Origin of the sequence: Aeromonas sp. 600724, from assembly GCF_049175135.1 — a bacterium.
In the GTDB taxonomy this organism is placed as follows: Bacteria; Pseudomonadota; Gammaproteobacteria; order Enterobacterales; family Aeromonadaceae; genus Aeromonas; species Aeromonas veronii_A.
Genome location: NZ_JAAKUM010000001.1, coordinates 247,393 through 271,280 on the forward strand (window position 1 = coordinate 247,393; position 23,888 = coordinate 271,280).

Here is a 23,888-nt window from a genome sequence, read left to right on the forward strand (position 1 = left end):
ATTGACCGACGGTTCCGGCAATGTGATCGAGGCCCGATGTTAAATTAAAAACATCGGGCTAATTGTGCTGAGCTTGATATAAAACAAGGTTCTTTGATTTTTTCAAAAAATCGCTAACTCTCGCTTTTTTATGACAAAAAAAGCGTTGCCAGTCACAGAAATTTGCCACAAAATGGCGACCGTTGCGGAAGTTGATGGGGTCTGGTGGCCTCCTCGGTCTTCAAAACCGATGTGAGCCGAGAAGGCTTTGGCAGGTTCGATTCCTGCCTCTTCCGCCAAATTCATCTATTGAACAAATACTCTCTCGCTGAATTCTTCGGCCTGGATGTTATTTCCATTGTTTGTTCAATATGTTTGAAGTAATACCTTAAAAAAGGTGCTTGCCGCTTGCCAATATAATCCGAACTCAGGTTATCTCGCTGGCCAAAAATTAATTTATCAGCATCGATGCAGCATTAATTTATACCCGCTCATTTATGCATCCAGTTTGCACTCATCCGCAAATCGCCAGCAGTGCCATAACCCGTCAGCTCGGCCTCTCTATCGGCAAACCGGTGCGCATCCCGAACCCACGCACAGCACTGGTAATCCCATGCCGAACTCGTCTCACGCGCCAGCCATCCCCCATCGCCAGCCCGCATCAGGTACGGCTGCCGACGATTCACTGCCAGATTATCAGCAACAGCCCGGCCAGCAACCAACCCGCCGTCTGCCCCAAGTGGAACAGCTGCTGCAGCAACCTTTTCTCGCCGGGTTTATCGAGGCGCTGAGCCGCCCGCTGGTGACCCAGGCGGTGCGCGACACCCTGAGCGAGCTGCGCCAGAGCGAAGATTTTCGCCAGCACGGCGTCGCCCCCGGGCAGATCGAGGCGCTGATTGCCAAACGCTGCCAACAGCAGTTGCGCCAGCGTCAAACCCGGGTGATCAACGCCACCGGCACCCTGGTGCATACCAATTTGGGGCGTTCGCCGTTAAGTGCCGATCTGTGGGACGAGGTGCGTGACCTCAACACCGGCTACAACAATCTGGAGCTGGATCTCGCCACCGGCAAACGCGGCGGGCGCAAGGGGCTGATCGCTCCCCTGCTCCATTGCCTCACCCAGGCCGAGGATTCGCTGGTGGTCAACAACAACGCCGCCTCGCTCTTTTTGCTGCTGCAGGAGGTGGCCAAGGGGCGCGAGGTGATCGTCTCGCGCGGCGAGCAGATCCAGATTGGTGGCGGCTTTCGCATCCCCGATATTCTGGCGCTCTCCGGCGCCAAACTGGTGGAGGTGGGCACCACCAATATCACTACCGCCAAAGATTACCTCGATGCCATCACCGATCAGACCGCGCTGGTGCTGATGGTGCACAGATCCAATTTCGCCATTCGCGGCTTTACCGAGTCCCCCGATATCGGCGAGGTGGCCCGCGCCCTGCCCGAACATGTAGTGCTGGCGGTGGATCAGGGGTCGGGCTTGACCACCGAAGAGTTTGCACCGGATGAAACCTCGGTACGGCAGTACATCAAGGCGGGGGCGGATCTGGTCTGCTACTCCGGTGACAAGCTCTTGGGGGGCCCGCAATCGGGCATCATCAGTGGCCGCAGCGACCTTATCAAGCGGCTGGAAAAACACCCCATGATGCGTACCTTCCGCCCGAGCCGCATCGTCTACTCCCTGCTCGAACGTCTGCTCATCCACAAGCTCAACAAATCCCCCATCGGCGAGGGTATCGCCCAGCGTACCTTGAGCAACCCGGCAGCCATGCAGGCGAGAGCCTCCCGACTGATGGCCGCCCTGCCCGGCTGCTTTGTGCCGGTCCCCGCCCAGTTGGTGGTGGGCGGCGGCACCTTGCCGGACGAGTTCTACCCGGCCCCTGCGCTGGAGTGCACCGACCCGCGTCCGGCCCAGCAGTTGCTCGACGCCCTGCGCGAACTGCCGGTGCCGGTCATCGCCACCGTGCGCCAGCAGAAGGTGCTGCTCAATATGGCGACCCTGCTGCCGACCGAGATGGAACTGCTGATCGCCCAACTCAGGGAGTTGCTACTGCCCGCCCCGTTCAATGCAACAAATGCAACCGAGGAGTCCTGATCCCATGACCCCCTATCGCGCCGTTATCGGTCTTGCCGGCCACGTGGATCACGGCAAGACCCTGCTGATCAAGGCCCTCACCGGCATCACCACGGCCCGCGCCCATGAGCAGGCCATCGGCATGACTCAGGATCTCGGCTTTGCCCACTTCGACGACGGTCAGGGCAACACCATAGGCGTCATCGACGTGCCCGGCCACGAGCGCTATATCCGCAATATGGTGGCGGGGCTCTGGAGTCTGGATCTGGTGCTGCTGGTCATCGCCGCCGACGAGGGGTGGATGCCGATGACCGGCGATCACCTGCGCCTGCTCAAGGCGATGGGGGTGCCGCGTCTCTTGGTCTGCATCAACAAGTGCGATCTGGTCTCCCCCGACGAGCTTTTGCTGTTGGAGGAGAGCCTGCTGGAGCGGGTAATGGACGAGAGTGGCATGGTGCCCGATATCGTCAGCGTCAGTGCCAAGACCGGCGCCAATATGGCCGCCCTGCACACCGCCATCGTGCGCCATTTGGGGGATATGGCCGAGCATCATGCCCCCCGCGAACAGGCCGCCCCGCGACTGTATGTAGACAGGGTCTTTACCGCCAACGGCACCGGTACCGTGCTCACCGGCACCCTGCAGCAGGGCAGCCTCAAGGTGGGGGACAAGCTGCGCCTCTACCCCACCGATCGGGAGGTGCAGGTGCGCTCCCTGCAGGCCTATCACCAGAGCGTCGACGAGATCGGCGCCGTCTGCCGGGTGGCGGTGGGCCTTAAAAAAGTGCCTCACAAGGAGGTGGCACGCGGTCACTGTCTTACCAGCACTGTCGGCCAGTGCGAGGCGGCGACCCACCTTATCGTGCGACTCAACGCCGAGAGCCTGAGCGGCAAGGCGCTACGCACGCAGGAGATCGAGGTGGCCCTTGGCAGCTGGCATGGCCGTGCGCGCTTTGTACCGATAAAAGAGACCCGGCTTGCGCGGCTGATCTTTGCCAGCCCCATCCCCTGCTTCTTCGGCCAGCCACTCGCCATCATTCGCCACGGCAGCAGCGAACTGCTGCACGGCGCCCGCATCGTCTGGTGCGGCGACATCCATCCCGCCAGACGCAAGGCGCTGCACGCCCTGCTGGGCGAGCTGCCAGATGAGCTCGATCACTACAACCCGGCCACCCTGCAGCTGGGGCTCAATGGCTATGTGCTGGCCAGCCGCTTTGACCAGCGGCCCGAACAGGTCACCCCTCTCGGTGACTGGCTACTGGATAGCTGCTGGCTGGCCCAGCGCCGCGACCAGTTGCTGGCCACCCTGGCCAGCGAACCGCTCAGCGCTGCGGAGCTCACGACCCGCTTTGGTATCGCCCTGCCGGTCATGCAAGCCCTGCTCCAGCAGCTCAAGAGCGAGCAGCTAATCCGCCTGCACCATGACAAGTGGCAGCCGGGCAGCGGCGAGTCGGAAGATGATCTGGGAGAAGAGGCACAGCTGGTGCTCAAGGTGGTGCGAGATCAAGGCAAGGAGGGGTACGAGCCCGGTAAACTGGGCCCCGGCGGCGTGGCGCTGGATCCCTTTATCACCCGCAAGCTGCCCGCGGCCCTGCAGCAGGCCTTGCAGCAAAAAGGTGCCCTGCAAAAGCAGCTTCGCAACCTGGCGCGACTCAAGTATCTGGTGCAGCTCGATGGCCCCATCTACTACGACGCCGCCCTTTACAACCAGATGGTCGCCGCCGTGCTGGCGGGCCATCAGGTGGGAGATCTGATCGACATGGCATCCTTCAAGGAGATCACCGGCTTGTCGCGCAAATACGCCATTCCGTTCTGCCTGCGCATGGAGATGGATGGCTGGGTGCGGCGCGAGGAGAACGAGCGCCGGGTGCTGCGTTTGCCAGCCACTCAAGATGAGATGGAGCCGGCATGAGCGCCACCATTGCCCCCTCTGGCTCTGCCAATCCTGTGACCAACAGGCTGCGCCGCGAATTTCATATCGACGGTATCGTGCAGGGGGTCGGCTTTCGCCCCTTCGTCTATGGACTGGCACTGCGCCACGGCCTTGCCGGTTATGTCTTGAACGATGCCAATGGCGTCACTATCGGCGCCGAAGGATCGCCCGAGCAGCTCGCTAGCTTTGCCCGCGAACTGCGGGAACTGGCACCACCGCTGAGCCGTATCGATCATTTCAGCGAACGGGAACTGCCCTTCGCTCATGATCCCGACTACAACGGCGCCTTTCATATCAAAGCCAGCCAGCAGCAGAGCGCCGCCACGGTCGCCATCTCGCCGGATCAGGGGATGTGCGAGGCGTGCGCCAACGATGTGGCCAACCCCAAAGATCGCCACCACCACTACCCCTTTACCAACTGCACCCACTGCGGTCCGCGCTACACCATTATCCGCCGCCTCCCCTACGACCGCCCCCACACCGCCATGGCCGGCTTTGCCATGTGTCCGCGCTGCGCGGCGGCCTATGAAAACCCGCTGGACAGACGCTACCACGCCCAGCCGGTGAGCTGCCCCGAGTGCGGGCCGCATCTGACCTGGCGCAGCGGTCGCGGCGATGCCCTGGCCGAGCGCGAGGATGCCCTGCTCGAAGCCGCCCGCGCCCTGCAAGCGGGAGCCCTGATTGCGGTCAAGGGGATGGGGGGTTATCACCTGATATGCGATGCCCGCAATGAACGGAGTGTGGCCAGATTGCGAACGCTCAAACGGCGCGCGCGCAAGCCGCTGGCGGTGATGATGGGCTCCCTTGCCGAGGCCAAACTGCATGTCACCGGCTGCGAGGCAGAGTGGAAGCTGCTCACCTCTCAGGCCAGACCCATCACCTTGCTGCGCAAGCGCAAAAATGATGATCGGCTCTCAGAATCCCGACACTCGGCCATACCGCTGGCCGAGGGGATCGCCCCCAGCATCCCCTACCTTGGCATCATGCTCCCCTATACCCCGCTCCATCAGCTGCTGCTGGACGCCTGTGCCATGCCGCTGGTGGCCACCAGCGCCAATGGTCGCGGCAGCCCGATCCTGATCGACTGTGAGGCAGTAGTAAGGGAACTCGGCAGCGAGATTGACGGCATCCTGGATCACAATCGCCCCATCCTGCACCCGTGCGACGACAGTCTGGTGCAGTGGGCAGGCGGGCGGCGCCAGACGTTGCGCCTCGCCCGGGGCTATGCCCCCTGCACCCCCAGCCTGCAAGAGGCGGTCAAGGCGCCGCTGCTGGCGGTCGGGGCGCAGCAGAAGAACCAGCTGGCGCTCGCCTTCGGCCGCCAGCGCATCTACAGCCCCTATATCGGCGATCTGCACAGCCTGCCAATGCAGGAGCACTTCGAGCAGACCCTGGCCACCTTTCGCGAACTCTACGATCTCAAGCCAGAACTGCTGGTGTCGGATCGCCACCCGGGCTATCTCAGCCACCAGTGGGCCAAATACTATTGCCAGGCTCAGGGTGCCACCCATCTCGAGGTGCAACACCATCACGCCCACCTGCTGGGGGTGATGGCCGAGCACAACATCACGGGCCCGGTGCTGGGTGTTGCCTTCGATGGCACCGGCCTTGGGGATGACGGCACCCTCTGGGGGGGCGAGCTGCTGATCGCAGACGTTCAGAGCTTTACTCGCGTTGCCCACCTCAAACCCTTCAAGCTGATCGGCGGCGAGGCGGCCATCCGCGAGCCGGTACGTCAGTTGCTGGGGCTACTGTTTGAATCGCACACTCCTGAGCAGATCAGCGCCCTCGATATTCCGTTGATCAAGCAACTGCCTATAGAGCGGATCCGCAACCTGCACCAGCTCTGGCAGCTGGGTCGCAACGCCCCCTACACCAGCGCCATCGGCCGGCTGTTCGATGCGGTAGCGGCACTCTTGGGGGTGATCAACACCCCGGATTACGAGGGCGAAGCGGGACTCCTGCTGGAGGCGGCCGCCTTGCAGCTGGCCCCCGATGAACAGCCCTTATCCCTTGCCTTTGATCTCAGCCAATCAGCGGAAGGGCCGCTGCAGATCCAATGGGCAGAGCTCATCAATACCCTTGTCAGCGAGCGGCATAAAGGCACCTCCACCGCCAGCCTGGCCGCCGGTTTTATCCGCGCCATCAGCGCTCTGGTCATCGCCCTTGCCGAGCGCTTCCCCGGCTATCCGGTGGTACTCGGGGGCGGCGTCTTTCAAAACCGGGTGCTGATGGACCAGCTGGTGCCCGCGCTCGAAGCAGCCGGCCGGCAGGTATTGACCAGCGAAACCCTGCCACTCAATGACGGTGGCATCGCCGCCGGTCAGCTCTGGTTTGCCATCCACCATCTTGCCACGCACCAGCCTGTCACAACCGGTTGTGCCACCTTGTCGGAGTCCTGAAATCCATGTGTCTATCCATCCCCTCTCAGGTGGTGCAACTGCACCCCGAAGATAACTGCGTCACCGTCGACACCCTGGGGGTGCAGCGGCGCGTCAGTTGCATGCTGCTCGAAGAGCCTCTCCAGGAGGGCGACTATGTGCTGCTCCACATCGGCTTTGTGATGAGCAAGATTGACGAAGAGGAGGCGCAGGCCAGCCTCGAGAGCTTCCGCCAGATGGTGGCCCTGATGCCCAAACAGGATATCTTGCCATGCTGACCCTCAATGATCTCTTTCAGGGCTTTCGTCAGCCCGACGTCATCCGCGCCCTCGCAACCCAGATCACCGAGCTGGCCAAAGATCTGCCCGAACCGCTGCGGGTGATGGAGGTGTGCGGCGGCCATACCCACACAATCATGAAGTACGGCCTGCACCAGCTGCTGCCGGCCAGCATCGAGTTTGTCCACGGTCCCGGCTGCCCGGTCTGCATCATGCCCAAAGAGCGCATCGATCAGGCTATCGAGCTGGCTCGCCAACCGAACGTCATTCTGGTCACCCTGGGGGACATGATCCGGGTGCCTGGATCCAAAGGCACGCTGGCCCAGCAGCGAGCCAAGGGGAGCGATATCCGCCCCGTCTATGACCCCCTCGATGCCCTGCGTATCGCCAAAGAGAACCCGGAAAAGACCGTGGTCTTCTTCGCCATCGGTTTCGAGACCTCTACCCCCATGACCGCCGCCTTGCTGGCTGCTGCTGAAGAGCAAGGGGTCGAGAATCTGCTGTTTCATATCAACCATGTGCTGGTGCCCCCCGCCATTCATGCTGTGATGGCCGACGGTGTGGCCAAGGTGAACGCCTTTATCGGCCCTTCCCACGTCAGCGTCATCACAGGCGCCGATATCTACCTGCCTATCGTCGAACGCTATCAGGTACCTGTGGTGGTGAGCGGCTTCGAGCCGGTGGATGTGATGGAGGCGCTCTTGATGATGGTGCGCCAGAAGGTTGAGGGTCGCTACGCGCTGGAGGTGCAGTACAGCCGCGCCGTCACTGCCAGCGGCAATAAAGCCGCCCAGCGGCTGGTCGAGCGCTTTTTCGAGACCCGCGAGCATTTTCGCTGGCGAGGTCTTGGCGATATCAACGCCTCCGCCCTGCGCCTGCGGGATGTCTTCGCCAAGCGCGATGCGGAGCGCCACTTTGCGCTCAATCAGACCCCCATCGATGACCACAAGGCGTGCCAGTGCGCCGATATCCTGCGCGGCCTGGCCAAACCGAACCAGTGCAAAGTCTTTGGCCGGGGCTGCACCCCGACCCAGCCCATGGGCAGCTGTATGGTTAGCTCCGAAGGGGCCTGCAATGCCTACTACCGATATATGGGGATCCAATGAGAGAAATTCAGTTAAGCCACGGCGGTCGGGTGATGAGGAGAGATGAACCAGCCTGTTTCTGCAATCTTGTGGAGATCCAATCACGATGAGAGAAATCCAACTTAGCCACGGCGGCGGCGGTGTCGAGATGAATCAGCTGATCAACCAGCTCTTCTTTCGCCACTTTGGCAACGAGATCCTGCTGCGCGGTGAAGATGCCGCTCTGCTGCCGGTAAACGGCCCCGTCGCCTTCACCACCGACAGCTTTACCGTCTCGCCGCTCTTCTTCGAGGGGGGTGATATCGGCAAGCTGGCCATCGCCGGTACAGTCAACGATCTCGCCATGATGGGGGCCAAGCCCGAGTATCTGAGCGCCAGCTTTATCATCGAGGAGGGGCTCCCCTACGCCGATCTCGCCCGCATCGTCGAGTCGATGGCCGCGGAGCTTGCCAAGAGCGGCGCCCGCATCGTCTGCGGCGACACCAAGGTGGTGCCCAAGGGAGCAGCCGACAAGATCTTCATCAACACCAGCGGGGTCGGCACCTTCCCGCTGCCTGAGCAGAGCCGGGGCATCTCGGTACGCAACCTCAAGGCCGGTGACGCCATTCTGGTGTCGCGGGATATCGGCAGCCACGGCGCCTGCATCCTGATGGCTCGTGACGCCCTGCAACTGGGATCTGATCTCAAGAGCGACTGCACCACCCTCTGGCCGCAGGTAGAAGCGCTGCTAAAAGCGGGTATTACCCCTCATGCCCTGCGCGATGCCACCCGCGGTGGCCTCGCCGCCGTGCTCAACGAGTGGAGCAGCGCCTCCCAGGTGGCCATCGAACTGGAGGAGTCCGCCATTCCGGTGTGCGATCCGGTGCGCGGCCTGTGCGAGCTCTACGGTTTCGAGCCCCATGATCTCGCCAATGAAGGAACCATGGTGCTGGCTCTGCCTGCCGAACAGGCGCAGGACGCGCTGGGCATCTTGCGGCAGTTCAACCCCGCTGCCAGCCAGATCGGCGTGGTGCAGGCGAGCGAGCGCCACAAGGTGATCCTCAACAACCCCTGGGGCAGCCGCCGCTATCTGGAGCTACCGCAAGGGGAGCTGCTGCCGCGGATCTGTTGAGCGGCCATGCCGTTCCGTCAATTACAGGGAGGAGTCACTGCTCCTCCCCATATCGGTTAAGGAGCCACCATGCACGAAATGTCTCTGGCCATGGCCGCCATCGATCTGGCCGCCGAGCAGGCCACCCAGCGGGGCTTTACCAAGGTGACCGCCCTCTGGCTCGAGGTCGGCAGCTTCTCCTGCGTCGACCCGGACACCATCGCCTTCTGTTTCGAGGCTGCCGCCAAGGGCACCGCCGTCGAAGGGGCCCAGCTTCACTTTCAACACCAGGCGGCAGAGGCCTGGTGTTACGACTGCAATCAGACGGTCACCCTCACCGAGCGCGGGCAGGCCTGCCCCGAGTGTGGCGGATACAAATTACGAGTCGCGCAGGGTGATAGCCTGCGCATCACCGACATCGAGGTAAGTTGATATGTGTAGCGTATGCGGATGCGGCCAGGCGCGGATCGCCGGCCATGAGCACGATCATGAGCATCATCACGAACATGATCATAAGCACGACCATCATCATGCTCATGATGCCCGTCACCATCATGACCAAGAGCAGGGTGCGCCGCGCACACTGATCATTCACCACCACTATCACCATCAGGGGGATGTCCATCACCACTACCACGGGGTGCGGGCACCCATAAGCCATGAGGGGAATGATCAGCCCCATGAGCACCACCATGATCACCCCCACGACCATCATCATGATCATGCCCACTCTCATGACCACGGCCATTCCCGCGCGCATCCCCATGATCACAGCCATGACCATGACCATGACCATGACCATGACCATGACCATCAGCAGGGTGATCTGCACTATGGCAAAGGGGAAGCGGGATTGTCGGTCCCAGGTATGGGGCAGCGCCAGCTGATCGCCATCGAGATGGATGTGCTGGCCAAGAACAACGCGCTGGCGGCCCACAACCGCGAACACTTCGACGAGGCGGCCCAGCTGGTGCTCAACCTGGTCTCTAGCCCAGGTTCAGGCAAAACCACTTTGCTGTGCGAAACCCTGCGCCAGCTGGCAGACAAGCGCCCCTGCGCGGTGATCGAAGGGGATCAGCAAACCAGCGCCGATGCGGACCGTATCCGCGCCACCGGCGTCCCTGCCGTGCAGATCAACACCGGCAAGGGCTGCCATCTGGATGCCAAAATGGTCCACGACGCCTGCCACCAGCTGCCCGCCAATGAAGGGGGCATCCTCTTTATCGAGAACGTCGGCAATCTGGTCTGCCCCGCCAGCTTCGATCTCGGCGAGAAGTACAAGGTGGCGATCCTCTCCGTCACCGAGGGGGAAGAGAAGCCCCTCAAGTACCCGGACATGTTCGCCGCCGCCCAGCTGATGGTGATCAACAAGATCGATCTGCTGCCCTACGTCAGCTTTGACGTGGCCCGCTGCATCGAGAACGCCAAACGGGTCAACCCCTATATCCAGGTGATCCAGGTCAGCGCCACCACGGGCGAAGGGATGGATGCCTGGCTTAACTGGCTGGCCAGTGCCTGAACCGGTTAAACGCCGCTGATAACGGTAGAAAACAAGAGAGGGAGGCTGATACCTCCCTCTCTTTATCTACAAACCTTATCAGGCGTTCTCTCTCTATACCGAATGGCCCGCGCCTCATACTCGCGTCCCCTCACCCTGACCCTCTCCCCAGGTAGAGGGAATCGGTTTGTGAATGCCGACAGCATGCTGCAACTATACGACGCCCTCAAACGCCTCAGGGGGCGGCTTCGAGCATAACAACCAGCCATATTTTCAAACCCCAAGGTTCTCCAAACCCTAAACCCCGAGCCTAGCGAGATGGCACCGTCTGCTCCCTTCTCCCCTTGCGGGAGAAGGGCTGGGGATGAGGGGGAACTAACCCTCAAGCCGCATTTTCAGCCAATACACCAGTCACGGGCTGCATCTCACCAAAGCGCAGCACCCGATAGCAGATCTGGCGCAGCAGTGCCTGCTGGTGGCTGAAGACAAGCATACCAAGCCCGCGCTGCTCGCATTCAACCATCAACTCCAGCCAGAGCTGGCGCTGAACTTGCGGGTCCAGCTGGGCAGTCACCTCATCGGCAATCAGCAGACGAGTGCGAGGATCTAGGGCACGCAGCAGCGCGATGCGGGCCAGCTCGCCACCGGAGAGCTGGCCGGGTTTACGACTGAGCCACGCAGGCTTGACCATAAAGCGAGCCAGCATGGCGTCATCGGGACGCCATACATCCCACAGCGCCTGCCCGGTGGTGCGATAGGGATTGAAGGTGAGTTCGGGGTGCTGGGGCACCAGCTGGATGGGGTTGTAGCCTTTTACCCGTTCAGGCACAGGCTGCCCATCCAGCAGGATCTGCCCGCCCGCCCGAACCGGTTGCCAACCGGCCAATACCCGCCCTAAGGTGGTCTTGCCATGGCCGCTTGGCGCAGATATCCCTAGCCGCTCGCCCGCTTTCACCGTCAGCGACAACCCCTGCCAGAGGGGGCGTCCCCCCTGGGCGATGGTGAAATCCCGTACTTCAAACATCAGGAAACCTCCGGCACAGAGAAGAGTGCATTGAACTCCGGCAGCGCCTGCCAGTGGGCGCGCAGCATCTCGCTCCCCTGCCCCTGGCGCAGATGGTGACAACTCAAGGTATCGCTCACCTGGCCCTGATGCAGGGCCACGATGCGATCGGCAAAGCGGGCCGCCAGCGCCAGATCGTGGGTCACCCAGAGGATGCCGCTGCCCTGATTGGCCAATTCACGCAACTGGGTGAGCAGTTGGCAGGCCAGCCCCTCGTCGAGCCAAGCGGTGATCTCGTCCGCCAGAATGTAGCGGGCGCCGCCAAGGGCCGCTGTGCAGGCCAGAATGCGCTTGGCCATGCCGCCGGAGAGCTGGCGCGGATAGCTGTCCAGGGTGGTGGCGGGCAGCTGGTAGCGCAGCAGCTGCTCGCCGAGCCGCTCGCGAGAACCGCTCTGGCCGCAGAGGCGTGCCGCCCGTCCCAGCTGACGCTCCACCGTCAGCAATGGATTGAGGGCGCTTACCCCCTGTGGCACATAGCAGAGGGTGTGACCGCGCAGACGGGCCCTACTGGCATCGCACAGAGGCGAGCCATCGAGGGAGATGCTGCCGCGCATCCTCAGGTTGTCCGGCAGCAATGTCAGGGCGCTTTGCAACAGCAGGCTCTTGCCCTCGCCGCTCCCCCCCACCAGCGCCACTATCTCTCCCGGCGCCAGTTGCAGGCTGATATCGGTCAGCAAAGGCTGCCAGCTGCGCCGCCCCAGCCAGGAGTAGTGGGCCGCCTCTATGGTCACCTGATCAAAACTCAGCATGGTTCACTCCTGTGCCACAACAGCTGTTGCAAGGCGCGGGTAGCCTGATCAAATAGCAGAACCAGCAGCAGCAACATCAGCCCCGGGAAGAGCGCCAGCCACCAACCGCCACCGGCCAGATAACGCAGGGCATCGGCCAGCAGCAAGCCCAGCGAGGCCTCGTGGGCCGCCAGGCCAAAGCCGAGAAAGCTCAGCGCGGCGCTGTGCAGCACCGCGTGGGGGAACATCAGCAGGGTGCCGATAAACCATTGGGGCAGCAGCCCCGGCAGCAGGTGGGTGCGCCAGCGGCGCAGCGTTCCCATCCCCTGACAGCGCGCCAGCACCACGTAGTCGCTGCTGGCGATGCGCCGCGCCTCGGCGCAGAGAATGAGCGCCAGCTTGGGCCAGTGGGTGAGCGCCACCGCCAGGATCACCCCGCGCATGCCGCCCCCTGCGGTAAAGCAGATCAGGATCAGCAGCAGCATATGGGGCAGCGCCAGCATGGCGTCGATCACCAGCCGCACCGCCGCATCGCACCTGGGATGAACCAGCGAGAGGCTGGCCGCCACCATGGCCAGCAGGCCGCTGCACAAGGCCGTGCTGATCCCCAGCTCCAGACTGGTGAGGGTGCCCTGAAAGGCCCGCAACCAGAGATCCCGCCCCATCTGATCGGTACCGAACCAGTGCACCAACGAGGGGGGCTGCTGGCGCGCCAGCAGATCCATCGGCACATCCTGATGAGAGAGGCTCCAGCCGTAAGTGGCCAGCATCGCCAATCCGAGCAGGGCAAAACCCAGCCGCAGTATGGAGGGAAGCGGATTAAACAGCATGCTCGCCCTCCCAGCCCCGATTAATGCGGGCCAACAGCACACTGGCCACCGTGTTGCCAATAAAGACCAGCAGGGTGCAGAAAAGCACGATTCCCATCAGCAGGGGAATATCCCCCCGCAGCCCCGCATCCACGGTGGCCTGGCCGAGCCCCGGATAGGAGAAGACCTTCTCGGCCAAGAGCGACCCGCCAATCAGCTCGCCAAGGGAGGCAAACTGCAGGCAAAGCGCCGGGGTCAGGGCATGGCGCAGCACATGAAAACGCAGCATGGGCCAGCCGCCATCCCCCTGAGCGCGGGCGTAGCGGATAAAGTCACTCTCCAACACCTCGGCCACCCGACCCCGGGTGTGCAGCGCAATATTGCCCAGTCCGAGCAGGGCGAGCGTGGTGACCGGCAGCAACAGATGGCGCGCTCGCAATGCCCAATCAGCCTCATCGGCGGAGAGGCCCGGCGTCCAGGCGCAGCAGACCGGCAGTAGCGGCCAGTGCACCGCAAACAGGGCGAGCAGCAAGAGGCCGACCCAGAAGGTGGGCAAGGAGGCGAGCAGGTAGGCAAAACGGCAAATCAGGCGATCGGGCCAGCGGTTGAGATAGCGACCGGCGCAGAGGCCCAGCAGAATCCCGAAAAAACCGGAGAGCAGCCAGGCGCCCGCCAGCAGCAGGAAGGAGGCGGCAAAGCGCTGGCCTATGACCTCACCCACAGGCGCGTTGTAGAGCATGGAGTAACCGAGATCCCCCTGCAGCACCTGGCTAAACCAGTGCCAGTAGCGCAGCCAGAGCGGCTGATCCAACCCCCAGCGAGCGGCGATGCGGGCGTATTGCTCTGGCGGCACATGGAGCAGATCGTTGCCGATATAGGCCTTGATGGGATCAATGGGGGAGTAACTCAGCAGCACAAAGGTGGCGACCGAGACCAGACATAACAGCCCTGCCAGACGCAGCAGGGCTTTTAGCAACAGATAACCTGAATGACTCAAGGGCGAACTTACCGGCACGTCCACCGCCAATCCTGCAGGTTGTTGAGCAGGGACCAGCTACCGTGGATTTCCGGCGCCCCCTTGCCAAGATCGATGCAACGGTTGGCGAGATAGGTGTGCTGCACATTGAGCAGCCAGGCCCAGGCGGCATCCCCCTGTACCCCGGCGCCGGTTTTGCCATCCCACTCCACCTGCTGCCAGAACGGCACGGCCGCCTGCCAGTTCGGAGCATCCAGCGCCTGCTTGAGGTGGCCATCCACAACAGGGTTGCTGTAGTAGCCCGGGTTGTAGAACTCCACGCCACCGGAGCCGCTCTGGTAGTGGTGATAGAGCTCCATGGGATCCAGACTCCCCCACCCCATCAGCACCGGATTGGCGTGCATCTCCCGCTCCACCTGCTCCCAGCTGCCGGACTTGAGGCTCACTTCGAGGCCGATGGGTTTGAGCATGGCCCGCACCGCTTCCGCCAGATCCCGGCGGGTGCTGTCGCCACTGGTGTACCAGAGGGTAAAGGCGGCTCTCAGGTCGCCCTTGTGGCGAATGCCGTCACTGCCCATCTTCCAACCCGCCTCGTCGAGCAGGGCGTTGGCGTGGGCGGCATCTCCATCCTTGAAGGCGGTGGCTTTGTTTAGCCAGGGCAAGCCTTCTACCGCGCTGTAGGCGGGGATAGCGTGCCCTTCCAGCAGTTGATCGGCCAGCAGCTTGCGGTCGATGGCGTAGTTGATGGCGCGGCGCACCGCCACATCCGAGGTCACGTCGTTGCCGATGGGATAACCCTTGGCATCTTTTTTACCAGCAGCAGGAATGGGGAAGACGATGCCGCGGTTCTCTACACTCGGCCGCACCCACAGCTTGAGGGAAGCAGGCACGGTGGGCGCCAGCGACGGGGCAATGCGCACCACATCGAGCTGGCTGCTCTGGGCGGCAGCATAGGCGCTCTCTTCATCGATAAAGACAAAGACCAGCCGTTTGAAGTCATTGTTGCCACCAGCGTAATAGGGGTTCGCCTCCACCACCAGTTGCTGCCCGGGCAGGAAGCTCACCAACCGGTAGGGGCCGGCACCGACCGGCTTTTGGGCATAGGCTTTTGCGTCGTAATCCCGCTTCGACACTATCCCCAAAGATCCCAGCACGTTGACGAAGGTGCTCTGAGGGGCGCTAAGAGTGATGGCCACCTCGGTGGGCGAGAGCACCTTGGCCGAGACAAAGTTGCCCATGTCGATCTTGCCGCCCCCCTTGGCGGCGCTGTTGTAGGTAAAGGCCACATCCTCGGCGGTGAGCGGCGCGCCGTTGGAGAATTTCAGGTCAGGCTTGAGGGTAATGAGCCACTCCTTGCCATCCTTGCTCGGGGTCACCGATTGGGTGAGCACATTCTGCCAGCTGAGATCGGCGTTCTGCTTGAGCAACGGGCTGTGCAGCAGCAGGTAGCTGCCGTGGCTCCAGCCAAGCAGAGGGTCAAACCCTTCGGTGGGTTCGGCTCCGATGGCGAGCTTGAGCTCGGCAGGCACAGATTGGGCGGCGGCCAGCACCGCGTGAGAAGCGGTGCCCAGCAGCAGGGTCAACAGAGCGGTAGCGCTGGATCTGGCGTAATGGCGAAGAGAATTGCGTGGAACAGTCATGGGGATCCTTCTTGTTTTGTACCACTTACGGATCATCACTCAAAAAAGAGGCAGAATGCGTGTCTGAACATGGGAGTGAGGGGCCAAAATGGCCCCCTATTCTAAACTTGATTTCGCGTGAAACCTAGCGACTATGCCGGTTGACCGCGCCGGGCACCGAATAGCCGTCTGCGACCCAGATCCACGCCGCCAGCCCCTTGCTGCACCGGCAAGGAGAGCAGCATCTTGAGGGTGCTGCTCACCAGCACGCGCCCCTCCCCGGCACCGAGATTGGGATCGAGCGGCGACATCAGGGAGCAGGACAACAGCTGACCCGTCTCGGGCAGTTCACCCACCATAAAGGTCATGTTGCCGCAGGGGAGCTGCAGGGCGAGCCGATCGCTGCTGCTGCGCACCGGCCAAAGCTGATCCGGCCCCGGCAGCACCACCACGCTCAGCATCCAGGGGGTGAGCACGCAGCCAAGCCACTGGTCTTCAAACAACACGCACTCCGCAACGATTGGCATGTCCAGGTGATAGAAGGGCAACGCCTGCATCTCTTCGCGAGCGATCCGCTCGTACTGGGCTACCAGCAGAGGCGCGGGATTGCTGGCAAAACCGGCAAACTCCTGCGCTGTCTCCGGTACTCTCTCCAGCACTCTCTCAGCCTCGCTTAAATAGGACTGCGCCATAGGCCCTCCCGTGCTTGTTCAGCTTTCTCCTGCTCAGAGAGCGCAATCGCGGGCGCGCCAACGGCAGCCAGCAGGGTCAAAATCCGATCCGTCGCCTCCCCCATGGCAGCCGCCACCACGGGGGTGAGGCCGATACGGGGCTCGAGGGATTCGGGCTCGACCCCGATCAGGGTGAGCCGCTTGGGCGACTCCCCTGTCATGTGCAGCGCCGAGAGCACGTCCGCCAGCCCCAGTTGGTGCGGGGAGATCTTGCGGCCAAACAGGGTCGGGATCTCCTCATCCTTCAGAGTCACCACTGTGCCCGGCGGATTACCGCTGCGCACCGCATCAACCAGAATGATGTGATCGCGACTGGCCATCGCTTCGAGCAACTCCATGCCGGCGGTACCGCCGTCGAGCAGCTCGATGCCGGGGGCGAAACGGTAGTTGCGCCCCAGCCCCTCAACGATGCGCACGCCGACGGCCTCGTCACTCAAGAGCAGGTTGCCCACGCCCAGGATCAAGGTGTTCATCACAGCACCTTCACCTGAGTCGTTTCGCCATTTTGGGTATCCACCACATGCACCGCACAGGACATGCAGGGGTCGAACGAGTGGATGGTGCGCACCACTTCCAGCGGCTTGGCCGGATCGGCTACGGGGGTGCCTACCAGCGATTGCTCGTAGGGGCCGGGTTCATCGTTGAAGTTGCGCGGGCCCGAGTTCCAGGTCGATGGCACCACCGCCTGATAGTTCTCGATCTTGCCGCCCTTGATGACGATCCAGTGGGAGAGCATGCCACGCGGCGCCTCTTCAAAGCCCACCCCGCGAAACTCTTTATCCGCCGGGATCTCTGCCTTAATGTAGGCGGTGGTATCCCCCTTGCCGATGTTGTCCACCAGCGCCTTCCACTGATGGGACAGGGTGTCTTTCAGCACACAGCAACGCACCGCACGGCCGATGATGCGGCCCATGGTGGAGTGCAGCTGCTCGGTCTTGATGGCCGAGCCGGTGAGCGCCTTGTAGATGCCATTCAGCTGATCGAAGTGCGCCACCGTCTCCGGGTGTTTGGCGGCAAGCTTGACCAAGAGGTCTGCGAGCGGCCCCACCTCCACCACCTTGCCGTAGAAGGTGGGGGATTTGACCCAGGAGTATTTGCCGTCATCCTGCCAGCCGGTGTAGTCGGGCTCGGTCTTGCCCTCCCAAGGCTTGAGGGGAGCGTCATCCTTGTACCAGGCGTGCTTGTTGCTCTCGGCGATGCCCTCCATCAGCCAGCTATCCTGATGGCTCTCGATGGGGCGATATCCCGCCAGATTGCCATTCTCGATGTAGCCGCCCGGCATCAGGAAGCTGCCGCCGTTGGCGTCGGTGGGGAGCTCCGGCACGCTCAGGTAGTGTTTGGCCCCCTGCCCCAGGTTCAGCCACTCGGGGTAGTGGGCGGCGATGATGGCGGCATCCACCTTGTAGACCTGCTCGATAAACTCGCCAAGCCGGTCGATAAAGCTCTTCACGTAGAGCAGCCGTTCCAGGTTGAGCACGCTCGGTGCATCCAGATTGATGGGGTTGGCCACGCCGCCCACCGCCAGATTCTGGATGTGCGGGCTCTTGCCACCGAGGATGGCGACAATGCGGTTGGCATCGCGCTGGCACTCCAGTGCCTGCAGGTAGTGGGCCACGGCGATGAGGTTCACCTCCGGGCTCAGTTTCATCTCCTTGTGACCCCAGTAGCCGTTGGCAAAGATGCCAAGCTGGCCGCTCGCCACCAGGGCGCGGATCTTGTCCTGCACCTTGGTCAGTTCATCGGCACTGTTGAGGGACCAGGTCGATACCCCCTTGAGCATGTCTGCCGCTTTTTGCGGATTGGCCTCAAGGGCCGCGGTGATGTCCACCCAGTCCAGCGCGGAGAGCTGATAGAAGTGGACGATGTGATCGTGGATGTTGTGGGCCGCGATGATGAGGTTGCGGATAAACTGGGCGTTGATCGGCACCTTGGCGCCGATGGCGTTCTCCACCGCCCGCACCGAGGCGATGGCGTGGATGGAGGTACATACCCCGCAGATGCGCTGCACTATCATCCAGGCATCGCGCGGGTCGTTGCCCTTGACGATCTCCTCCATCCCGCGCCACATGGTGCCGGACGACCAGGCTTTGGTCACTTTGCCACCTTCGATTTCGCAGTCGATACGCAGGTGCCCCTCAATGCGGGTGATGGGGTCTATGGTGATACGTTGGCTCATACGTTGGCTTTCCCTCGGGCCTGATAATCTTGGTGAACACGTTCAAGTGATGGCAGTACCGGCAAGAGCCGGATCAACAGCAAATAGGCACACACCTCGATGGCAACAAAGCCCAGAGAGATCAGCACCTCCTCCGCAGAGGGGAAGTAGTGGTAGCCATTGCCGGGGTTGAAGGCGAGCAGGGAGTAATCCAGCCGCCAGAGGGCGGCGCCCAGCAGCATGCTGAGGGCCCCCAGGAACAACATGCGCGAATCCCGGCGGCTCTTGTCCCAGTGGAACACCAGCAGCGGGAAGATCATCAGCGTAATCTCGCTCCAGAACATGATGGAGAAGCGATTGAACTCGGAGAGATACTCCGACTTGTCGTGGATGACGATCTCGGCAAAGCGCAGCGCCACAAACAGGATCAGGAAGATGTCGATCACCTGGGTCAGCTTGTAGAAGAGCGACTTCTCATTGGGGCCCCGCCCCGCCAGTCCCGCCTGCACCAGAGAGCCCTCAAATACCACGATGGAGAAGCCCATGATGAAGGCGGTCAGCAGCGAAAAGACCGGCAGCAACTCGTAGCTTTGCCAGAGCGGATGGATCTTCTCCCCCGCCACTATCATCAACGAGCCCATAGAGGATTGGTGCATGGTGGGCAGCAGAGCCCCCAGCGCCAGCACGAAGAACATGATCTTGTTGAGGCGAATGAGGGACGCCTTCCAGCCGAACTTCTCCAGCAGCACGGGAGCGAACTCCAGTGCCATCACCCCGATATAGATGGTCATGCAGACCGCCGTCTCGAACAGCACCGAGGAGGTGTTGAAGTGACCGGGCAGGTAGAAGTACGGCAGGTTCCAGTAACGGCCCACGTCGATGGTGATGGAGAGGCCACCGAGCGAGTAGCCAAACAGGCTCGCCAACAGCGCCGGTCGCACCAGCGGGTGATACTCGCCCCGGTTGAACACATAGACAGCCCAGGCCAGCGCCCAGCCGCCACAGGCGAAGCCGGTACCGATCAAGAGATCGAACGAGATCCAGAGCCCCCAGGGGTAGCCGCCATTCAGATCGGTGACCGAACCCAGCCCGAAGACGAGGCGTTTTAAAATCAACATGCCGCACAGCACGGCAAAGGGGGCCAGCACCAGCACAGGCCAGCTGACCAGCTTGCCGCCGAGGGGATACGCCTTGTGGTTACTCATGATCCTTGCCTCCCTTTGTGGTGCCCTGATCCTTGATCTGCGCACTCCCCTGATCATGGCCATCATCGTGATGGTGATCGTGACCATTCTTGGTGTTGCGGCGAATGAGCACCGAGAGGCCAGTCAGCACCACCATGGGCAGCACCATCCCCTTGTAGAGGGTGTGCTGGATATGCTCGGAGCGGGCACCGGAGGAGAGCTCCGGCAGATCGGGCATGTCGAGCTTGGTATAGGGCACCCCGGCCAGCACCAGCACCTGGGTGCCGCCCCCCTCCTTCTCGCCATAGACGTAAGGCTGGTAGTTGGGCACCTCGTGCAGGTAAGGGTCGTTGGCAGAGAGGGTCTGGCGCGGGTAGGCGTACTCGCTGCCCGGGGTCGCTAGCAGGCGGCGCTTGGCTTCTGCCATCAGCTCCTCGCGGGTGCCGAAGATCACGGCGCCGGTGGGGCACACCTCGACACACCCAGGCAACTTGCCCTGATCGATCCGCTCAAGCCCTTTCTGGTTGCAGAGCTCGCACTTGTGGATCGCCCCCAGCGGGTTGTCATAGTCATATTTGGGCACATCGAACGGGCAACCCACCATGCAGTAGCGACAGCCGGTGCAGACGCTCGGGTCGTAGTGAACGATGCCGGTCTTGGGATCTTTTTTAAGAGCCTGCACCGGACAGACAGAGACGCAGTTGGGATCGACACAGTGCATGCACTGCTTCTTGATGTAGGCGTAGCCATCCACCAGCTGATCCTTGTGCTCGCCAGTGCCGCTCTTCCACACCTGAATGATGTTGTTGGTGTAGGGGGTCAGCTTGTCGTTGTTGGACCAGGTTTGCGCCCCGGCTGGATTGGCCGGATTGCCGTTGAGGCGCTGACACTCCGCCACACAGGCCTGACAGCCGACGCAGAGGGTGGAGTCATACAACATGCCGAGCGCGCCGGGAATGGGCGGCTTGTTCTTGGCCGCCGCCAGTGCGGTGCCGGGTACGGCTGTGCCCGCCGCCAGCGCGCCGACGGAGGCAAATTTGAGGAAGTTGCGTCTGTTCACGGTTACTCCTCCCGTGATGGGGACTGCCCGGCTTCGTGGCGTTTCTGCTGGCGACCGAGTTCACGCACCGTCATCAGACTCACCCCTACCAGCACCCCGAGGGCGCCACCGATAAGGCCGGTCGCGGTGGGCGAGGTATAGCCCCCCTCCTGGATCTTCACATCCGGTTTATCCACCCTCGGAGTCGGGTTCTCTACCTTGGCAAGCTGGAAGATCCCCTTGCTAAAACCGACCCCCTGCTCGTTGCAGCCATAACAGGGGTGACCGATGCCGACCGGCCAGATGCCGCCGCCCACATCGCAGAACTCCAGAGTTGAACAGTTGCCATAGGTCTCCGGCCCTTTGCAGCCCAGATGGTAGAGACACCAACCCTGACGGTGACCCTCATCACCAAACTCCTTGGCAAAACGCCCTGCGTCAAAGTGCGGACGGCGCTCGCAGTTCTCGTGGATCAGCCGCTCATAGGCAAACAGCGGACGCTTCTTGCTATCCAGCGCCGGCAGCTTGCCGTAGGTGATGTAGTAGGCAACCGTGGTGAGGAAGTTGTGGGGATTGGGCGGGCATCCCGGGATATTGATGATCGGGGTGCCGATATTGCCGAGCGCCTCTTCCAGGCTGACCGCGCCGGTCGGGTTGCCGCCGCTGGCAGGCACACCGCCCCAGGCAGCACAGGAGCCGATGGCGATCACCGCAGCCGCGTCGGCGGCAGCACGGCGAATATGGTCGACGATAGGCTCACCGGCCACCATGCAGTAGACGCCACCATCTTTGAGCGGAATGGAGCCATCCACTACCAGCACATACTTGCCTTTATAGCGCTTGATGGCGTTGTGCTTGTTCTCTTCCGCCTGATGACCAAAGGCCGCCGAGAGTACCTCGTGGTACTCCAGCGAAATGGTGTTGAGGATCAGGTTCTCGATGGTGGGGTGGGTGGCGCGCAGCAGCGATTCGGTACAACCGGTGCACTCCTGCGCCCCAATCCAGATCACCGGCGGCCGTTCGGGGCTGGTGAGCGCAGTGGCCATCTTGGCGACGGCATGCTGACTTAATCCCAGGGTTGCGGCCATCCCGGCACACAATTTCATAAAATCACGGCGATTAATCCCATGAGCCGATAAAAAATTATCCTCGACCATTCTAGTTATTCCCGTAGTGAGCACTTGTTTGGTAAATGCTTAATAGGAGAAATGCTAAGGACTCACCCACATCACAGTATTGATCTCTATCAACTTCGACCGGCTTCCCCCTATTTACATAGCGAGCCACATCACAAACAGAATTAATTACCCCCAAAGAGATATTTGGCAGGGAAATAAATTTTATGAACTTAATTGGACAGCAAATAATTAATCACCGGACCAAATACCCTTTTGTTCCCAGTTAAATTAACATGCGGAATGACTGTGCCATGCCGCTTATTTCACAGTATTGACACCCGACAATAAATGTTCAATCAAATATACCTTTACTCACTGAATTGCATATTTTACTGGCTTTAAATCTGACTCAGCACGGTTTGCAACACCAAATCATGGCAGGAACAAGAGACCCGCTCAGCCCTTGCTGCCAGGGCCTTCATGGCAGAATTTCCCGTAAATTCGCGCAGATGGTCTCTGCCGGAAAGCACTAGCGGCAGCGCCCCTGGTTGCATCCCCGTCTGTTGAACCTGAGCAGTAAGAAGATGCAGATGATGTATTCATATCGGAGGGTATCCAGATATGCTTTATCATCCGATGTCGAGACGAGTAAAATATCGCGACGGTGGATATGTTTACGCATCATCATGAATTCACATTCAATTTTACGGTAAGATAAACAGTTCATCAGCAGACCATCTGCAACAAAGTGATAATATTTAATTGGCGGCGAACTCGTTTATCAGGTTACAGATGTTACCGCTCACACTCATACTATTTACCTTAACGTCACCTTGACTAATTAACCAAAGCGTAAATATCCCTCTTCATCAGCAACGATGATAATTGTTCTCGTTCAGTAATAGTCAGCAATAATGAGAGAGGGATAAACGGGCCAACCAAGAAAAATCCGTGGACCTTCAGTTGAGCAGTGGCACCGGCAACCGCCACGCCTGCTGGCCAAGCAAGCGCTAACCACTCACGGCAAGGCTCAACGCATCCCATCGCAACATACCTTCCCACTGATCCAGTGTGCTTTGATAGGTATCCGCCGCGTTGTAATGGACCATGGCATGCAGGCGGGCATGATGGCCAAGTCGCTTGACCACGTCGGGCATGGCATTGAGGCTGGCCAGCACCCGCGCCAGATCGCCGGGATCGTTTGGCTGATATTTGCAGCAATTCACGTCATCGGTGAGGTGTCGATCCCACCAGGCGCCATCGGCCGGGATCACTACGCATAATCCTGCCGCCATGGCCTCCAGAATGGAGAGACCAAAGGGTTCCTGATGACTGGTGGAGACAAAAATGCCGCATTGAGATCGGATCTCGTCAAGATTGGCGGGGTTGGCATACCAGTGCGTGTCTGGCAGCTGTGGCTGAGGCTGGCTGCAGGGTTGCAGCGTGCCCTTGGGCTGCAGATAGCACACCATCAGCTCGGGGCGAGCGTCAGGGATCATCTGATGGGCGGCAAGCATGGTCTCCAGCCCCTTCCAGCGCAGCAACGAGGCCGCCCACAAAATCCGGTGCCCCCCCAGGGTCGCTTTGGGCCAATCAATCTCGCTCAAACCGTTGGTAAATGGCTGCCAGTGTGACGGGAACTCGGTCTCGCCAAGCCGGGCCAGCAGCGCCGCCAGGGAGCTGCGGGTCGATTCGAGATAAAACACTAAACTCGCCCGTTGCAAGGCTCTGGCAGAGAGCCCCGAGCACCCCACAGGGCCATGGATCAGCTGAACCACCCGGCACCGCAACCAGCGGGCAGCCCAGTAACAGCAGAGATCCACCCCCGGCCCGGACGCCGCCACCAGGCACTTCACCTGCCCCAGACGCAACACCAGCCAGAGGATCAGCAGGGTCTGCCACCCCTGTTTAAGCAGATAACCGATGCCGGACTCCCGCCCCTTCAATATGTGGGGCAACCAAAGAGGATGATGCTGACAACGGGACCAGGAGTCGGGATCCTGGGTCAACACATGGCATGTGAGCCCGGGCATCCGTTTGGCCAACTCATCGAGCAGCACTTCGGTCGCAACCTTGGAGCCACCGCGAAACGGGATAGGATCCACAACGATGACCTTTCCGAACACCGGCTCAGTTTGCATGCTCATCTTGCTG

At 61.4% G+C, this 23,888-nt stretch carries 21 protein-coding genes and 1 tRNA gene; 9 read left to right on the forward strand and 13 right to left on the reverse strand.

What is annotated here, in order from left to right; translation table 11 throughout:
• Window positions 1-186: 186 nt before the first annotated feature.
• The 8 genes from G5168_RS01085 to hypA all read left to right on the forward strand — a co-directional run bounded on the left by G5168_RS01085 (window position 187) and on the right by hypA (window position 9,246).
• A tRNA-Sec gene (locus G5168_RS01085) sits at window positions 187-278 on the forward strand.
• A gap of 314 nt (window positions 279-592) precedes the next feature.
• Window positions 593-2,071, forward strand: a complete 1,479-nt coding sequence (selA, locus tag G5168_RS01090; RefSeq protein ID WP_421251722.1) for an L-seryl-tRNA(Sec) selenium transferase — start codon at window positions 593-595, stop codon at window positions 2,069-2,071.
• Between the two features lie 4 nt (window positions 2,072-2,075).
• Window positions 2,076-3,959 carry a selenocysteine-specific translation elongation factor gene (gene selB, locus G5168_RS01095; protein ID WP_421251723.1) on the forward strand — a complete coding sequence of 628 codons (1,884 nt, stop codon included), beginning with the start codon at window positions 2,076-2,078 and terminating at the stop codon, window positions 3,957-3,959.
• Window positions 3,956-6,382, forward strand: coding sequence for a carbamoyltransferase HypF (gene hypF, locus G5168_RS01100; RefSeq protein WP_421251724.1), 2,427 nt, complete (start codon window positions 3,956-3,958; stop codon window positions 6,380-6,382). Before selB ends, hypF begins: the two co-directional genes overlap by 4 nt.
• Before the next feature lie 5 nt (window positions 6,383-6,387).
• Entirely contained in the window at window positions 6,388-6,639 is a 252-nt protein-coding gene (locus tag G5168_RS01105) for a HypC/HybG/HupF family hydrogenase formation chaperone (RefSeq protein ID WP_216962483.1), read from the forward strand.
• A complete protein-coding gene (gene hypD / locus G5168_RS01110; RefSeq protein WP_335841370.1) occupies window positions 6,633-7,745 on the forward strand; it encodes a hydrogenase formation protein HypD in 1,113 nt (370 codons plus the stop codon). The genes G5168_RS01105 and hypD overlap by 7 nt, the downstream gene beginning before the upstream one ends.
• Before the next feature lie 85 nt (window positions 7,746-7,830).
• The gene (gene hypE / locus G5168_RS01115; RefSeq protein ID WP_216962479.1) at window positions 7,831-8,835 is read left to right on the forward strand and encodes a hydrogenase expression/formation protein HypE; all 1,005 of its coding nucleotides are present in this window, start codon (window positions 7,831-7,833) and stop codon (window positions 8,833-8,835) included.
• A 69-nt stretch (window positions 8,836-8,904) separates the two neighbouring features.
• Complete coding sequence (gene hypA, locus G5168_RS01120; protein WP_024944968.1) at window positions 8,905-9,246, forward strand: hydrogenase maturation nickel metallochaperone HypA; 342 nt, start codon at window positions 8,905-8,907, stop codon at window positions 9,244-9,246.
• On the opposite strand, the gene G5168_RS01125 is transcribed toward hypA, so the two are convergent.
• Window positions 9,224-9,580 (reverse strand): hypothetical protein, encoded by a 357-nt coding sequence (locus G5168_RS01125; protein WP_421249252.1) that lies wholly within the window; start codon window positions 9,578-9,580, stop codon window positions 9,224-9,226. The genes hypA and G5168_RS01125 overlap by 23 nt on opposite strands.
• Here G5168_RS01125 and hypB point away from each other — a divergent pair.
• Entirely contained in the window at window positions 9,467-10,333 is an 867-nt protein-coding gene (gene hypB, locus G5168_RS01130; RefSeq protein ID WP_421251793.1) for a hydrogenase nickel incorporation protein HypB, read from the forward strand. The genes G5168_RS01125 and hypB overlap by 114 nt on opposite strands.
• A gap of 361 nt (window positions 10,334-10,694) precedes the next feature.
• Here the strand turns inward: hypB and G5168_RS01135 are convergent, their stop codons facing one another.
• The 12 genes from G5168_RS01135 to G5168_RS01190 all read right to left on the reverse strand — a co-directional run bounded on the left by G5168_RS01135 (window position 10,695) and on the right by G5168_RS01190 (window position 23,881).
• Window positions 10,695-11,336, reverse strand: a complete 642-nt coding sequence (locus tag G5168_RS01135) for an ATP-binding cassette domain-containing protein (RefSeq protein ID WP_421251725.1) — start codon at window positions 11,334-11,336, stop codon at window positions 10,695-10,697.
• The gene (locus G5168_RS01140) at window positions 11,336-12,124 is read right to left on the reverse strand and encodes an ATP-binding cassette domain-containing protein (protein WP_421230785.1); all 789 of its coding nucleotides are present in this window, start codon (window positions 12,122-12,124) and stop codon (window positions 11,336-11,338) included. Before G5168_RS01140 ends, G5168_RS01135 begins: the two co-directional genes overlap by 1 nt.
• Window positions 12,118-12,933: an ABC transporter permease gene (locus tag G5168_RS01145; protein WP_421251726.1), complete on the reverse strand. Its 816-nt coding sequence runs from the start codon at window positions 12,931-12,933 to the stop codon at window positions 12,118-12,120. The genes G5168_RS01140 and G5168_RS01145 overlap by 7 nt, the downstream gene beginning before the upstream one ends.
• Complete coding sequence (locus tag G5168_RS01150; protein ID WP_421251727.1) at window positions 12,923-13,933, reverse strand: ABC transporter permease; 1,011 nt, start codon at window positions 13,931-13,933, stop codon at window positions 12,923-12,925. The genes G5168_RS01145 and G5168_RS01150 overlap by 11 nt, the downstream gene beginning before the upstream one ends.
• Window positions 13,918-15,528, reverse strand: a complete 1,611-nt coding sequence (locus G5168_RS01155; protein WP_421235823.1) for an ABC transporter substrate-binding protein — start codon at window positions 15,526-15,528, stop codon at window positions 13,918-13,920. Before G5168_RS01155 ends, G5168_RS01150 begins: the two co-directional genes overlap by 16 nt.
• A gap of 131 nt (window positions 15,529-15,659) precedes the next feature.
• On the reverse strand, window positions 15,660-16,199 hold the full coding sequence (gene hybE, locus G5168_RS01160) for a hydrogenase-2 assembly chaperone (RefSeq protein ID WP_421251728.1): 540 nt from the start codon (window positions 16,197-16,199) through the stop codon (window positions 15,660-15,662).
• Window positions 16,181-16,711 carry a HyaD/HybD family hydrogenase maturation endopeptidase gene (locus G5168_RS01165; protein WP_421235825.1) on the reverse strand — a complete coding sequence of 177 codons (531 nt, stop codon included), beginning with the start codon at window positions 16,709-16,711 and terminating at the stop codon, window positions 16,181-16,183. Before G5168_RS01165 ends, hybE begins: the two co-directional genes overlap by 19 nt.
• Window positions 16,711-18,414, reverse strand: coding sequence for a hydrogenase 2 large subunit (hybC, locus tag G5168_RS01170; RefSeq protein ID WP_421251729.1), 1,704 nt, complete (start codon window positions 18,412-18,414; stop codon window positions 16,711-16,713). Before hybC ends, G5168_RS01165 begins: the two co-directional genes overlap by 1 nt.
• Window positions 18,411-19,598, reverse strand: coding sequence for a Ni/Fe-hydrogenase cytochrome b subunit (gene hybB / locus G5168_RS01175; RefSeq protein ID WP_421251730.1), 1,188 nt, complete (start codon window positions 19,596-19,598; stop codon window positions 18,411-18,413). The genes hybC and hybB overlap by 4 nt, the downstream gene beginning before the upstream one ends.
• Window positions 19,591-20,637 (reverse strand): hydrogenase 2 operon protein HybA, encoded by a 1,047-nt coding sequence (hybA, locus tag G5168_RS01180; RefSeq protein WP_115522337.1) that lies wholly within the window; start codon window positions 20,635-20,637, stop codon window positions 19,591-19,593. Before hybA ends, hybB begins: the two co-directional genes overlap by 8 nt.
• A gap of 2 nt (window positions 20,638-20,639) precedes the next feature.
• Window positions 20,640-21,773: a hydrogenase 2 small subunit gene (gene hybO, locus G5168_RS01185; protein WP_005333367.1), complete on the reverse strand. Its 1,134-nt coding sequence runs from the start codon at window positions 21,771-21,773 to the stop codon at window positions 20,640-20,642.
• A 971-nt stretch (window positions 21,774-22,744) separates the two neighbouring features.
• The gene (locus tag G5168_RS01190; protein WP_421230778.1) at window positions 22,745-23,881 is read right to left on the reverse strand and encodes a glycosyltransferase family 4 protein; all 1,137 of its coding nucleotides are present in this window, start codon (window positions 23,879-23,881) and stop codon (window positions 22,745-22,747) included.
• Window positions 23,882-23,888: the final 7 nt, after the last annotated feature.